Here is a 14,933-nt window from a genome sequence, read left to right as displayed (position 1 = left end):
CAATAGCGATGCATCGTCCAGTTTTGGCAGTCTGCGCCCTCGCTCTCGCCGCCGCCCCCGCGGGCGCTTCAACTTATTCCGCCAAGCTCGCCGTCCCGACGACCGAACGGATCATCGCGCGCGACATCATCTGGGCCTGCGGCACCGGTGCCTGCCAGGGCGCGACCGACGAAAGCCGCCCTGCGGTGCTCTGCCAGTCGCTCGCCAGGCGCGTCGGTAAGGTCGACAGCTTTGTCGCCGACGGCCGAGCCTTTGCGCCGGCCGAACTCGACAGGTGCAATTCCGCGGCGAAGTCGGACGCCGGCAAGGCCCTCGCGGCCCAATAATCTTCCCGGGAGCTGTCTCGTCCCCTCCCTCGCGGCAGCTCCCACCTTTCGCGCTTGCACAATCAAGCCGCATCGCCCCATCTTAGGGCGTGCTGCGACAGTACGAACTCGTCGAAAAAGTCCGCTCCTACGATCCCGACGCGGATGAGGGGCTGATCAACCGCGCCTATGTTTTCTCGATGAAGGCGCACGGCTCGCAGATGCGTGCCTCGGGCGATCCCTATTTCAGCCATCCGATTGAAGTGGCGGGCATCCTCACCGACTTGAGGCTCGACGACCAGACGATCGTCACCGCGATCCTCCACGATACGATCGAAGATACGCTCGCGACGCCGCAGGAAATCGAGAAACTGTTCGGCAAGGACGTCGCCCGCCTGGTCGACGGGGTGACCAAGCTCAGCAAGATCGAGGCGCAGTCGGAGAACGAACGCGCGGCGGAGAATTTGCGCAAGTTCCTGCTGGCGCTGAGCGACGACATCCGGGTGTTGCTGGTGAAGCTCGCCGACCGGCTGCACAACATGCGCACGCTGCATCACATCCCGTCCGAAGAGAAGCGCCACCGCATCGCGCGCGAGACGATGGACATCTACGCCCCGCTCGCCGAGCGCATCGGCATGTACGAGATGATGACCGAAATGCAGACGCTTGCATTCCGCGAGCTCGAGCCGGACGCGTTCGCATCGATTACGCGCCGCCTGAACCAGCTCACCGAATCCGGCGGCGACCTGGTCAACCGCATCGGCCTCGGCCTCCAGCTCTACCTCGCCGACAATGGCCTCGTCGCGGAGGTCCTGGGTCGGCAGAAACATCCTTATTCCATTTGGAAGAAGATGGCCGAGCGGCACATCAGCTTCGAGCAATTGTCCGACGTGATGGCCTTCCGGATCATCGTCGAGGACGTCGCCGAATGCTATCGCGCGCTCGGGCTGATCCATCGCCGCTGGCCGATGGTCCCCGGCCGCTTCAAGGATTACATCTCGACGCCGAAGCGCAACGGTTACCGCTCGTTGCACACCTCGGTTATCCACGATTCCAAGATGCGGATCGAAATCCAGATCCGCAGCCGGGACATGCATGAGCAGGCCGAGCGCGGCCTCGCGGCGCACTGGGCTTATAAGGAAGGCAAGCCCAAGAACGACGTCGCCATTCCGTGGGTCGATGATCTGATGGAAATCCTCGAGCATGCCGAGAGTCCCGAGGAGCTGCTCGAGCATACCCGGATGGCGATGTACCAGGACCGGATTTTTGCCTTCACGCCAAAGGGCGAGCTGATCCAGCTTCCCAAGGGCGCGACGCCGGTCGACTTCGCCTACGCGGTCCATACCGACCTTGGCGACCGCACCGTCGGCGCCAAGGTCAACGGGCGCGTCGTCCCGCTGCGCACGATGCTCGAAAACGGCGACCAGGTCGAAATCCTCGCGTCCGAGGCGCAGCACCCGCAGCCGAGCTGGCTGCGCTTCGTCGCCACCGGCAAGGCGCGCGCCGGCGTCCGCCGTTTCGTTCGTCACAAGGAGCGCGACGAGACCATCCAGCTCGGCCGCAAGATCTATGACGAGATCGTCGCCCGCCTGCCCGCCGAACTCGACAAGGACGCGCTCAAGCGCGCGCTCAAGAAGCTCAAGATCGAGAATGACGACGAACTGATGATCGCCATCGCGCGCAAGCGCGTCAGCGATGAATCGCTGATGGAAGCGCTGATGCCGGGCTCCGCGGGTGGCGATGTCGCGCCGCGCCCGCTCGGCCAGCGCAAGGCGATCTCGATCAAGGGGCTGACCGCGGGCGTCGCCTATCATCTCGCGCAATGCTGCCACCCGATCCCCGGCGACCGCATCGTCGGCCTGCGCCGAGAGGACGAGGAGATCGAGGTCCACGTGATCGGCTGCGACACGCTCGCCAGCGGGATCGATGCCGACTGGCTCGACCTCGCCTGGGGCGAAGGTTCGGATGGCGGCGCGGCACGGCTGTCGGTGATCCTGCGCGACATCCCCGGCGCACTCGGCGCCATGTCCGGAATTCTCGGGACGAAGCACGCCAACATCGTCAATCTTCAGCTCGTCCACCGCGACGGCAGCTTCCAGACCTTCCACCTCGACATCGAGGTCCACGACCTCGCCCATTTGCACGGCATCATCGCCGCGCTCCGCGACGCCGAGCCGGTCTCGAGCGTGGAGCGCATTTGAGTACCACCGCGCCGGCCGGCCGGGCCGCGAGCCGGCCGCTAGGTGAGGACCTGCCGATCGCGCTTCTTGCAGGCGCGAGTGTGGCTATTGTCCTGGTCCTTCGGCTGATCGCCGCCCGAGGCCTGCCACTCACGCTCGACGAGACCTTCACCGCGGTCATCACCAGCCAGTCCCACCTGGCCGATTTCGTGCGCGAGGCGCGGCGCGACGTGGCCGCCCCGCTTTATTACACGATCCTGTGGCTGCTTCCCGTTGCGCGGAGCGACTTCGCCTTGCGGCTCCCTTCGTGGCTGTTCATTCTCGCCGCCGCCGCTTTGCCGCTGGCCTGGCGGGTTCCGGGCCAGTCGCGCGCCGCCGCGATTGCCTGGGCGGCGCTGCTCTTCCTGTGGCTGCCGGGCGCGATCTTCGCCACGCAGGCTCGGCCCTACGCCTTGCTGTTCCTCGTCGCCACCGCGCAGACGATCGCCTTCGCCCGGCTGATCGACAAGCCGAGCTTGCGCCGCGCTTTCGTTTGGACGGGCTGCGCGTCGTTGACGATGTTGACGCATTACATGGGCGCACCGCTGGGACTGGCACAGGGGCTGGTGCTGCTCGCGGTGTTGCGTGGCCGGGCTCTCAAGCTGTGGCCATCGCTCCTCGTGCTGCTGGTACCGCTGGTTGAAGCGATCACCCATTTCCGCGTCCTGTTCGAAGTTGCGACCGGCGATGCGAACTGGCTTCCCCGAGTCTCGCTCGGAAATCTTCCGTCCTATATGATCTACGGTTTCGGTGCCGTCGCGCCGTTGCTTCTGATCGTGGCCCTGGCCTCGCGCTACCTGCGCCCGAAGGAGCCGATCCCGCATGCCGCAGCCCTCGCCTCGATCGCGGGTTTGCTGGCCCTGGTGATGCTAGTCGCCGCCGGCTGGGGCCGGTCGCTCGTCGTCGACCGCTATCTCACCGCCTGCGCACCCGCGCTGATGCTCGCGCTTGTGACGGTGGCGTCGGGTGCCGCCGCGCGGCTTCTGCTCGTAGGCATCTCGGGCGCGCTCGCCACCTATGCCGCCATCGCCGCTCCGCTGAAAATACGGGAAACGAGCATGGAATGGGCCGCGCAACAATTAATCCCGCTCCGGCCGCAGCAACTCAAATTCTCGCTCGGCTACAAGGGCCAGCAGATGCTCGCGATGGAAACGCGTCGGAAGATCGGCGAATATTTCTTCCGCCGAGCCGGCGTGCCGACGAGGGCGGAGCTGGTGCCGACGCTTGATGGCCGCGAACTGGTCCGCGCGGCCGGACGCGATTCAGCCGTCATTTGGATTTTCTATCCGGAATCGCGGCCGGTCGCTGAGTCGATCGCCCGGTCACGAAAGTGTTTCATCAGGCCGCTACAGCTCGCTTGCCCGCCGCTAGCCTCGCGTTAGGCTGTTCGCGCGGCCTCACGCTGCTGGCGCGAATGGGCATCCCCTCCGGCCAGCACCGCCAGCATCACCAGGTCGGATGCGCTCGCCGTCATCGGCGCGATTTGCACCGGATTGGCGAGGCCGAGCAGATAGGGGCCGAGCACGCTTTCGCCGCCGAGCTCGCGCAGCAGCTTGGCCGAAAGGCTCGCCGACTGGAGCCCTGGCATCACGAGAATGTTCGCCGGCCCTGAGAGCCGCGTGAACGGATAGAAGCGCTTCTGCATGTCGTAATTGAGGGCGACATCCGGCGCCATTTCGCCTTCGAACTCGAAGTCCGCTTTGAAGCTGCCGAGCATCTGCACGGCTTCGCGGAGCTCCTCGATGTGCATGCCGGGAGGGTTGCCGAACGTCGTGTAGCTGGTGAACGCGACGCGCGGCTCGAGGCCCATCCGCCGTGCGAACGCCGAGGCGCGCATCGCGATCGCCGCATATTGCTCGGCCGTCGGCCGCTCGGTCACGGCGGTGTCGGCGATCAGCACCGTATGATGCCGGCCGACGATGACGTTGATGCCGAACGGCGTCGCCTCGGGCTCGTCGTCGATCACCAGCCGCACCTGGCGAAGCGACTGGCTGAACGGCCGCGTGGTCCCGGTGATCATCGCGTCGGCTTCGCCCAGCGCGAGCATGGCGGCAGCGAAATAGTTGCGGTCCTGGTTGACCAGCCGCTCGACCTCGCGGCGCAGCATCCCCTGACGCTGGCGCTTGGCGTAGATGTAATCGACCGCGCGCCCGACCAGCGGCGAATTGCGGCTGTTGAGCACCTGATAATCCTTGGGATCGTCGACGCCCATCTCGGCGAGCAGGTCGTAGACTTCCTCGCGCCCGACCAACACCGGCGTCCCGTACCCGGCTTCCTTGAACGCGATCGCGGCGCGCAACACGTTGGGCTCCTCGCCCTCGGCGAACAGCACCCGCTTCGGATTGGAGCGCGCGTTCTCGTAGGCGAGGCTCATCACTGCAACGGTCGGGTTGAGGCGCGCGCGCAGCTCCTGGCGATAATCCTCGATGTTTGCGAGCGGCTTCTGGGCGACTCCGCTCTTCACCGCCGCTTCGGCTACGGCGGAAGCAACGACTTCCATCAGCCGCGGGTCAAACGGCGCCGGAATGATATAATCCCGTCCAAAGCTGTGCGAGCGCCCGCCGTAGGCGGCGGCGACTTCCTCGGGTACCGGCTCCCGAGCCAGCTCCGCCAGGGCTTCGGCAGCGGCGATCTTCATCGCATCGTTGATCGCCGTCGCCCGCACATCGAGCGCGCCGCGGAAGATGAAGGGGAAGCCGAGGACATTGTTGACCTGATTGGGGAAGTCCGAGCGGCCGGTGGCGATGATTGCGTCGGGCCGCGCCTCCATCGCATCGGGCGGCCAGATCTCCGGGTCGGGATTGGCCATGGCGAAGATGATCGGCTCCTTGGCCATGGTCTTCACCATATCGTTGCTGAGCACGTTCGCCGCGGACAGGCCAAGGAACACATCAGTGCCTTCGACCGCTTCGGCCAGTGTGCGCTTGTCGGTCTCGACCGCGTGCGCCGACTTCCACTGATCAAGGTCGGTGCGACCCTTGTGGATCACGCCCTTGCGGTCGCACATGATGACATTGTCGCCGCGCACGCCCATCGCCTTGACCAGTTCGGTGCAGGCGATCGCCGCCGCGCCGGCGCCATTCACCACCACCTTGATTTGCGACAGCTTGCGCTTGGTCAGGAAGCAGGCGTTGATCAGCCCGGCGGCGGTGATGATCGCGGTGCCGTGCTGGTCGTCGTGAAACACCGGGATGTTCATCCGCTCGCGCAGCGTCTGTTCGATGATGAAGCAGTCGGGCGCTGCGATGTCTTCGAGGTTGATGCCGCCGAAGCTCGGCTCGAGCAGCTCGACGCAGTCGATGAAGCGCTGGGCGTCCTCGGTCTTCACCTCGATGTCGATCGCGTCGACGTCGGCGAAGCGCTTGAACAGCACCGCCTTGCCTTCCATCACCGGCTTGGACGCGAGCGCGCCCAGATTGCCGAGGCCTAGGATCGCGGTGCCGTTGGAAATGACCGCGACGAGATTGCCCTTGGCGGTATAATCATAGGCGCAGCCGGGATTGTCGGCGATCGCGCGCACCGGGACTGCAACTCCCGGCGAGTAGGCCAGCGCCAGGTCGCGCTGCGTCGCCATCGGCTTGGTCGCAACGATCTCGATCTTTCCCGGCCGCCCGCGCGCGTGGAAATCGAGCGCCTCTTGCTCGGTATATCTAACGTTGCTTTCCGACATGGCCGCGCCTTAGCGGATTGGGCCGCGAAGTGTCACGCGCGGGGACAATCCAGGGTCGCACCCGGCGCCGTGAGCGGCTACGCTTCGCCCATGGCCCGCGCCGACGCTCCGACCCCGATGATGGCCCAGTACCGGCGCCTCAAGGAGGAGGCCGGCGATGCGCTCCTGTTCTACCGCATGGGCGATTTCTTCGAACTGTTCTTCGACGATGCGAAGGCCGCGTCGGCCACGCTCGACATCGCGCTGACCAAGCGGGGCGCGGATGCCGGCGAACCGATCCCGATGTGCGGCGTGCCCGTTCATTCCGCCGAATCGTACCTCGCGCGGCTGATCAAGGGCGGTCACCGGGTCGCCATCGCCGAGCAGATTGAAAGCCCCGCCGAAGCGCGCAAGGCGCGCGGGGCGAAGGCACTGGTCGACCGTGCGATCATCCGCCTCGTCACCCCCGGCACGCTGACCGAAGACACTTTGCTCGAATCCGCATCGGCCAACTGGCTGGCGGCGATCGGCCGCGCGGGTGACGAATGGGCGATCGCCGCCGCGGATATTTCTACCGGCCGGTTCGAGCTGGTGAGCTGCGGCACGGGCGAGCTCGCCGCCGAGCTTGCGCGGCTGTCGCCCGCCGAGACGATTGCAGACGGACCGGTGCCGGGCATTCGTAAAAGCGCCGGCAAGGGCGGGTTCGACAGCATCGCCGGCGAACGCGCGCTCAAGGCCAGGTTCGGAGTCGCGACGCTTGACGGCCTCGGTTCGCCGTCGCGTGCCGAGCTTGCCGCCGCCGGCGGACTCCTCGCCTATCTCGACGCGACCCAGAAGGGCGCCGGGATCCTGCTCGACGGGCCGCGCCGGATCGCCCGCTCGGACCACATGGCGATCGATGCCGCGACCCGCGACAGCCTCGAGCTGACGCGCTCGGTTGGCGGCCCCGTCGCCGGAAGCCTGCTGGGCGAGATCGACCGCTGCCAGACCGCCGCGGGCCGGCGCCTCCTGTGCGAAGACGTGGCTGCGCCGCTGACCGATATCCGGGCGATCGAGCAACGCCTTGCGCTTGCCCAATGGCTGCATGAGGACGCGATCCGGCGCGAGCGGGTGCGCTCGGCATTGAAGGCGATGCCCGACTTCGCCCGCGCGCTGGCAAGACTGGCGGCGGGCCGCGGAAGCCCGCGCGATCTCGCGCTGCTGCGCGACGGGCTCGGCGCCGCTGCCGCGCTCAAGCGGGAGCTCGAAGCCGAGCTGGACCGTCCGCCGTTGCTCGACGCGCTGCTGCCGCGCCTCGGTGGTCATGACGAGCTGGTTGAACAGCTCGCGCGCGCGCTGGTCGCCTCGCCGCCGCTCGATGCTTCCAAGGGCGGCTACATCGCCGAAGGCTATGACGCGGACCTGGACGCGCTGCACGACGCCGCAGCGAACGGCCGCCAGGCGATCGCCGCGCTCGAAGCGCGCTACCGCGACGCCACCGCGATCGGTTCGCTGAAGATCCGCCACAGCGCGGTGCTCGGCTATCATGTCGAGGTATCGGCGCGGCACGCGGACAGGCTGATGTCACCGGACAGCGGCTTCACCCACCGCCAGACCCTCGCCGGGGTCGTGCGCTTCAATTCGCCCGAGCTGCACGAGGAAGCGAGCCGCGTCGTCGAGGCGGGCGCCCACGCGCTCGCCGCCGAAGCCGCGCATGCCGAGGAGCTGACCGCGCTCGCCGTCGCCGCATCGGCGCAGATCACCGCCACCGCCGAGGCGATCGCCCGGATCGATGTCGCCGCGAGCCACGCCCACCGCGCCGCCGAGGGCGGATGGTGCCTGCCGCGCTTGACCGACCAGCCGTGCCTTGAGATCGAAGCCGGGCGCCATCCCGTCGTCGAGGCCGCGCTGCGCGACGGCGGCGAGCGCTTCATTGCCAATGATCTATCGATCGGCCCGATCGATCGATTGTGGCTGATCACCGGCCCCAACATGGGCGGCAAGTCAACCTTCCTGAGACAGGCCGCGTTGATCGCCGTGCTGGCGCAGGCGGGCAGCTTCGTCCCCGCAGCGCGCGCCAAGATCGGCATCGTCGACCGTCTCTTCAGCCGCGTCGGAGCGTCGGACAATCTGGCGCGGGGCCGCTCGACCTTCATGGTCGAGATGGTCGAAACCGCGGCGATCCTCGCCCAGGCGAGCCCCAACAGCCTCGTCATTCTCGACGAGATCGGCCGCGGCACGTCGACTTATGACGGGCTAGCGATTGCCTGGGCGGTGGTCGAGGCGATGCACGATCAGGTCAAATGCCGCACCTTGTTCGCGACCCATTATCATGAGCTCACGCGCCTCGCCGGACGGCTCGACGCGCTGTCGCTGCATCATGTCCGCGCGCGCGAGTGGAAGGGCGACCTGGTTCTGCTGCACGAAGTCGCCGACGGTGCCGCCGACCGCAGCTACGGCATTGCGGTCGCCAAGCTTGCCGGCCTTCCGGCCACAGTCGTCGCCCGCGCGCGGTCGGTCCTTGCCAAGCTCGAGGCGGGCCGGGACGCGACCGGCGGGATCGCCGCCGGGCTCGACGATTTGCCCCTGTTCGCCGCCGCGACCGAGCCGGAGCGCTCGCCCGACCCGCTCGCCGCAGCATTCGACGAGATTGAACCCGACGGCCTCAGCCCACGCGATGCGCTTGAGCAACTCTATCGCCTCAAGCGGATTGCGACCGAGCGCGAGTCATGACGCTCGCCGACGTCGACCAGCGCCGCTCGATCGTCGACCGCCGCGCCGTGGCCGACTGCCTGGCGGGACTGCGTGGCGGACGGAAGCTTGGCGCCGAGGCCGCAGCGATCCTGCGCGGGGCACTCGAAAATGGCCGCGCCGAGATCGCGAAGCGGCTGGCCGATGAGCCCGGCAACGGCCGCGCCGCGGCGCAAGCAACCGCCTTCCTCCATGATCAGCTCGTCCGGCTCGCTTACGACTTCGTCTGCGCGCGGATGATTGACCAAACTCCAAGCGACCTCGCGCTGGTCGGTCTCGGCGGCACCGGACGCGGCGAAATGGCGCCGTTCAGCGACCTCGACCTCATGTTCCTCACGGCAAAGGCGCCGACGGCCACGCAGGAACAGGCTGCCGAGGCGACGCTGCACCTGCTGTGGGATCTGAAGCTCAAGGTCGGCCACTCGGTCCGCTCCGTTGCCCAGCTGATCGCGCTGGCGAAGAAGGACATGACCATCCGCACCGCCTTCCTCGAGGGGCGCTGGCTCTGGGGTGATGAGAAAATCTTCGACGCCGCAATGGCCCGCTTCCGCAAGGAGGTCGTCGCCGGCTCGGCGGCGCAGTTCGTCGCCGCCAAGCTTGCCGAGCGCGACGAACGGCACGTGCGAATGGGCGACAGCCGCTACGTGGTCGAACCCAACGTCAAGGACGGCAAGGGGGGCCTGCGCGACCTCCAGACGCTCTACTGGATCGGCAAATATGTCCACGGGGTCGACAAGCCCGCGGACCTCGTGCGTGCCGGACTATTGAGCGCTGCCGAGTTCAAGCGGTTCGACCGCGCCGAGCGCTTCTTCTGGTCGGTGCGCTGTCACCTCCACCTGCTCGCCGGGCGGGCCGAGGAGCGCTTGAGCTTCGAATATCAGCCGAGGATCGCCGGCATCATGCATTACGCCGACCGGCCGGGGAAATCGGCCGTCGAGCGCTTCATGCAATTCTATTTCCTCAACGCCAAGATCGTCGGCGATCTGACCGGCGTGTTCCTCGCCCAGCTCGATGAGCAATTGGGCAAGAAGGGCTTCCGCTTCGCGCTGCCGACCATCCGCCGCCGGCCAAAACGGCTTGGCGGCTTCGTCCTCGACCGCGGGCGAATTTCGATTCCCGCCAACGATTATTTCCGCAAGGATCCGGTGCGCCTCCTCGAGCTATTCGCGCTCGCCGCGCGCGAGCAGCTCGAAATCCACCCGGCGGCAATGCGCGCGGCAAGCCGCGAGGCCGCATTGATCGACCGTGCGGTGCGCGTCGATGCGGGCGCGAACGCGCTGTTCATGGAGGCGCTGACCTCGCTCCACCATCCCGAGAACGTGCTGCGCTGGATGAACGAAGCCGGCGTGTTTGGCCGCTTCGTACCGGACTTCGGCCGCGTCGTCGCGCAGATGCAGTTCGACATGTACCATCACTATACCGTCGACGAGCATTCGATCCGCGCGATCGGCCTGCTCGCGGCGATCGAGCGCGGCGAGCTCAAGGCCGACCATCCGCTATCCACCGCAATCATCAAGCAGATCGCGTCGCGCCGCGTGCTGTATGTCGCCGTCCTACTGCACGATATCGCCAAGGGCCGCGGGGGTGACCACAGCGAGATCGGCGCCGAGATCGCGCTCACGCTCGGGCCGCGCTTCGGTCTCGATCCGGCCGAAACCGAGACCGTGTCCTGGCTCGTCCGCTACCATCTCCTGCTCTCGTCGACCGCGTTCAAGCGCGACCTTGCCGACCCCAAGACGATCGAGGATTTCGTCCGCCAGGTGCAGAGCCCCGAACGTCTTCGGCTTCTCTTGATCCTGACCGTCGTCGACATCCGTGCGGTTGGCCCGGGGGTGTGGAGCGAATGGAAGCGCACGCTGCTTCGCACATTGTTCGAAGCGGCCGAGGAGCAGCTCCGGCTCGGCCACAAGCAGCACGGGCGGGCCGGGATTGTCGAAAGGCGTCAGCAAGAGCTCGCAGTCCGGCTCGGTTGGAAAGCAAGCGCGGCGCGCGCTCATGCTCGCCGCCTGCCCGACAGCTACTGGGTCGCCGAACCGCCCGCATGGCAGCTCGCCAATGCGCGTCAAGTCGCGACCGCCGAGGCGCATATCGGCGACGCGAAGCCCGACGTCGTCGTCGAGGACGACGCTGAAAGCGGCGCGACTCGGGTCAGCGTCTTCACGCCGGACCGGGAGGCGCTGTTCTACCGCATCTGCGCCGGATTGGCGGCAGCCGGCGCGAACATCATCGACGCGCGGATTCACACCACGCGCGACGGCATGGCGCTCGACAATCTGCTCGTCCTCGATGGTCGGGGGCGGCCTTATTCGGACCGGCGTCTGCGCGGACGCCTGGTGAAATCTGTCGAAACCGCGCTGAGCAGCGCTTCACCGCCGCGGCTGCCGAGCGGTGAGCTGCAACAGCGCAGCGCCGCGTTCGAGGTCGCGCCGTCAGTCGCAATTGCCGACCGAGCCTCGACCCGGACGACGGTGGTCGAAGTCAATGCGCGCGACCGGCCGGCGTTGCTCGCCGGGCTCGCCGCGGCGATTCACGCCTGCGGGCACACCATTCACTCGGCGCATATTGCGACCTTCGGCGAACGCGCGGTCGACGTTTTCTACCTGACCCGCGCCGATGGCAAGAAGCTCACCGCCGAGGAAGGCGAACAGCTACGCGCGGCGTTGATCGAGGCCGCGCGCGAGCCTTCCAAGGCCAGGGCCGCTTAAGGAAAAAGGCCCCACCCATGCGGGTGAGGCCCTCCCCTTTGGATCCTTCCCGTCAGCCGCGCTCGGGTACCGCGGGCGGAGGCGGCGGCGGAGGCGGAGGCGGCGGAGGTGCCTCGACCACCGGTGGCGGCGGTGGAGGCGGTGGCGCGACATAGGCCGGCGCCGCTTTGTGCGCGAAGCCGGTCCGCGCTCGCAGCGTCACACCGAACGTCCGCGGCTCGGCTAGGAACATCGAGAAGAGCTGGCGGCTGCCCGGGTATTGGGGATCAACGAATGGAGCCAAGGTGAAGCCCGGATCGTACGGCGGCGTCGTTCCGCCGCCCGCCTGGAACGGCGAGTTGAATGCGACTTGGGCATAATCCTTGTTGAACAGGTTCTGCGCCCAGAATTCGAGCGAGATGCTTCTGTCGGCTGACTGAAGCCCGATCCTGCCGTTGATGACCGTGTAGGATTGCTGGTCCTTCTGCGGGAACAGGTCCGACCCGGTGTTGTAGTGGCTCGTGACGCGACCGTCGACATAGAACAGTCCGCGCAGGCCCGACGTGCCGATGAGCGGATTGTAGGCGAAAGAGGCGGTCCCGACGAGCCGCGGCGCGTTCGAGATATTCTTGCCGGGCAGCACCCGCAGCGCCGGGCTGAGCGGATCCCCGTTTGCGTTGCCGACCAGATTGTCCCGATATTTCGTGTTGGCATAGGTCAGTCCGAGGTTGATGTGCATGTCGCCCATCGGGGAGACCGTGCTTTCAAGCTCGATACCGCGCGAACGGACGCCCCAACCGACGTCGCCTGCCGGACAGCGGCCCGTTGATGCGGCGGGGTTGAGATTGAACGCCGACCCCGCGGCGATCACCGGCGGAATGAAGTTCGCCGAGCCGGGGTAGAAGCTCTGGTCGCGGTCCGCGCCGTTGAGGCTGGTCGAGCAACCGTTGACGTTCTGGACGATAAACACCGTGCCGTCGAACGTGTTGAGCTGGAAGTTCTTGAAGTCCTCCTGGAAGATGGCGAAATTGAACAGGAAACCGTGGCGCGAGAATTTGCCGCCGATTTCGTAATTGTTCACCGTCTCCGGCGCGAACTGAAGGTTGTGGACAAGGGCCTGGGCGCCGCCCAGTTCCGCGAATGTCTGGTACGGCGCCTTCAACGCCGAGCGGTCGAGGTTGAACCCACCTGCCTTATAGCCGCGCGAGTAGCTCGCATAGAGGAGCATGTTTTCGGCGGGTTTGTACGACAGCACGCCGGTGCCGGTGATCTTGCCCTCCGATCGGCTGTCGCGGATCGACACGCCGTTGAGCTCGGCGGTCGAATTGCCCTGGCACGACAGGTTGAGGATCGCCGACATAACTCGGATGAGCCCATTGGTGGCGGCACTGGAGGGGATGAAGTTTGTTGGATCGTTAGGATTGGTGTACTTTCGGAGCAGCGCCTGGTTGGCGGTGCAGACCGTATTGTTGTTGCCGAAGGTGGCGTCGAAGTCCTTGCTCTCGTGCGTATAACGCGCGCCGACCGTCAAATCGATCTGCGGAGTCACATGGAAGATGTTGTGGGTGAAGAGCGCCCAGTTCTTGCTCTTCTGGTGATAGACGTCCTGCGTCGATCCGAGGCCGTTGAGCGTGTCGAGATTATCGAAAGCCATGTAAATGGGCACCGAGTAGGGGCCGAACAGGGCCGGTCGACTGGGCGCGGGCGGCGTCGCCGTGATCGGCAGGGCGCCGACCGTCATGCAGTCGCGCGTTCCCGGCGAATAAAGCGCGGCGAGGCTCGTCGGCGAAACGATCCTGCAGTTCGCGAAACGCCCGTATTGGTTGCCGAACTTGAGGTTGTCGGTAACCCTGAGGTCCTCGTTGGCGTAATAGGCGCCGACCAGCCAATCGAGATGGTTGGCGAAGGCGTTGCCCTGAAGCCTCAGCTCCTGGGTGAAGGTGTTGAACCGCCGCCCGGCGCCGCCCGGGGCGCGGTAAAGGATGTCGACGGTGCTATAGTCGACATCGCCGCTCTGATCCGAGTTGTAATGCCGATAGGCGGTGATTGACGTCAGCGTTGCCGCACCGAGATCATAATTGACCTCGCCCGAGACGCCCATGTCCTTGGTTGTGCCGGTATAATCGCGGCCTGGAGTGACCGAGAGCGTGCGACTGTAGCCTGAATGCAAAGCGGTCAGGTCCTGGCCGAGGTCGCGCAGGACGTTGACGATGTTGTTCCCAGCATCGTTCGTGCGCGCCGGAACTCCTCCCGGCTGATTGAGCGGATTTGCGATCTCGTTGAGGTTGCCGACGTTCGAATTGACGCTGTTGTCGACATAGACGGCGCCGCAGCAGCGCTCCTTGCGCCACGTATAGTCGCCGATCAGCCGCACCGACAGCTTGTCGTCGGGCTGGAACAGGATCTGGCCGCGGGTGAAGAAGCGGTTGCGGTTGTTGACCGTCGTGTGGTTCGCCGGGTCGTTGTAGAATCCGTCGCGCTTGACCCACACTGCGTCGAGCCGCGCCGCGATCGTGTCGCTTAGCGGCCCCGTCACGCCGCCGGACAGACGGCGAAGATTGTAATTGCCGACCGTCGCCTCGCCGTAAACCTCGGGGGTGAATCGCGGCTTCTTCGAGATGATGTTGATAAGGCCCGCCGACGCGTTGCGGCCGAACAACGTGCCTTGCGGACCGCGCAGCACCTCGACTCGATCGAGCTCGCCGAGCTCGTTGAGGCCGATGCCTGAGCGCGAGCGATAGACCCCGTCGATGAACACCGCCACCGAGCTTTCGAGGCCGGGATTGTCACCAACCGTGCCGATGCCGCGGATACGCGCCGAGCCGTTCGCTTCGGTGCCGGTCGAGGACACGAGCAGCGACGGCGCGAGCTGGTTGAGCTGGCGGATGTCGGTGGCGCCGGAGTTCTTCATCTCCTCGCCGCCGACCGCGGTGACCGCGATCGGAACGTCCTGCAGGACCTGGCGGCGGCCCTGCGCCGTGATGATGATCTGGTCTTCCTGAGTCTGCGCCGCGACCTGCGCCGCGGGAGTCACGCCTGCCTGCTCGGTCGGCGACGGCTGTGTCGGCTGGACTGCGGTGTCGTTGTTCTGCGCGAATGCGGCGTTCGGGATTACGACAAGCGCTGCCGACAACAGCCAAGCTGACTTGCGGATCATTTTTTCTCTCCCCGTTCGGGCACTGACGCGCCCGCTGCGGGAGAGGCTAAACCCGAACGCGCCCACAAGGGAAGCGCCCGAACAGCCGTAACGCCAAAATGCGGCAGGGCTGCAGCAATTTGGCAACACGGGTGTAAGTAGCGGATTTAGGGCCGGGTCATGCGCAGCGGGCCGGCCGGACCGCCGCAG

Annotated in this window: 7 protein-coding genes; 5 read left to right on the top strand and 2 right to left on the bottom strand. The window is 66.4% G+C overall.

The genetic code is table 11. From position 1 onward, the window contains the following. Positions 1 to 23 precede the first annotated feature (23 nt). From ACJ8FR_RS00160 to ACJ8FR_RS00150, 3 genes are all read left to right on the top strand, one after another. Complete coding sequence (locus tag ACJ8FR_RS00160; RefSeq protein WP_407826576.1) at positions 24 to 326, top strand: CC_3452 family protein; 303 nt, start codon at positions 24 to 26, stop codon at positions 324 to 326. A gap of 89 nt (positions 327 to 415) precedes the next feature. Beyond that, positions 416 to 2,506 carry a RelA/SpoT family protein gene (locus tag ACJ8FR_RS00155; protein WP_407826575.1) on the top strand — a complete coding sequence of 697 codons (2,091 nt, stop codon included), beginning with the start codon at positions 416 to 418 and terminating at the stop codon, positions 2,504 to 2,506. Continuing rightward, the gene (locus ACJ8FR_RS00150) at positions 2,503 to 3,906 is read left to right on the top strand and encodes a hypothetical protein (protein WP_407826574.1); all 1,404 of its coding nucleotides are present in this window, start codon (positions 2,503 to 2,505) and stop codon (positions 3,904 to 3,906) included. The genes ACJ8FR_RS00155 and ACJ8FR_RS00150 overlap by 4 nt, the downstream gene beginning before the upstream one ends. Here the strand turns inward: ACJ8FR_RS00150 and ACJ8FR_RS00145 are convergent. Continuing rightward, a complete protein-coding gene (locus ACJ8FR_RS00145; RefSeq protein WP_407826573.1) occupies positions 3,903 to 6,194 on the bottom strand; it encodes an NADP-dependent malic enzyme in 2,292 nt (763 codons plus the stop codon). The genes ACJ8FR_RS00150 and ACJ8FR_RS00145 overlap by 4 nt on opposite strands. A gap of 90 nt (positions 6,195 to 6,284) precedes the next feature. Between ACJ8FR_RS00145 and mutS the strand changes: the two genes are divergently transcribed. Both mutS and ACJ8FR_RS00135 read left to right on the top strand, forming a co-directional pair. Then, complete coding sequence (gene mutS / locus ACJ8FR_RS00140; protein ID WP_407826572.1) at positions 6,285 to 8,885, top strand: DNA mismatch repair protein MutS; 2,601 nt, start codon at positions 6,285 to 6,287, stop codon at positions 8,883 to 8,885. Beyond that, positions 8,882 to 11,608, top strand: a complete 2,727-nt coding sequence (locus ACJ8FR_RS00135; protein WP_407826571.1) for a [protein-PII] uridylyltransferase — start codon at positions 8,882 to 8,884, stop codon at positions 11,606 to 11,608. The genes mutS and ACJ8FR_RS00135 overlap by 4 nt, the downstream gene beginning before the upstream one ends. 52 nt (positions 11,609 to 11,660) lie before the next feature. Here the strand turns inward: ACJ8FR_RS00135 and ACJ8FR_RS00130 are convergent, their stop codons facing one another. After that, on the bottom strand, positions 11,661 to 14,744 hold the full coding sequence (locus tag ACJ8FR_RS00130; protein ID WP_407826570.1) for a TonB-dependent receptor: 3,084 nt from the start codon (positions 14,742 to 14,744) through the stop codon (positions 11,661 to 11,663). Positions 14,745 to 14,933 lie beyond the last annotated feature (189 nt).

The sequence above is a fragment of the Sphingomonas sp. genome (genome assembly GCF_045810705.1).
Taxonomy (GTDB): Bacteria; Pseudomonadota; Alphaproteobacteria; order Sphingomonadales; family Sphingomonadaceae; genus Sphingomicrobium.
Note: the sequence above shows the minus strand (reverse complement) of the source record. Positions and strands in the feature narration are given on the sequence as shown.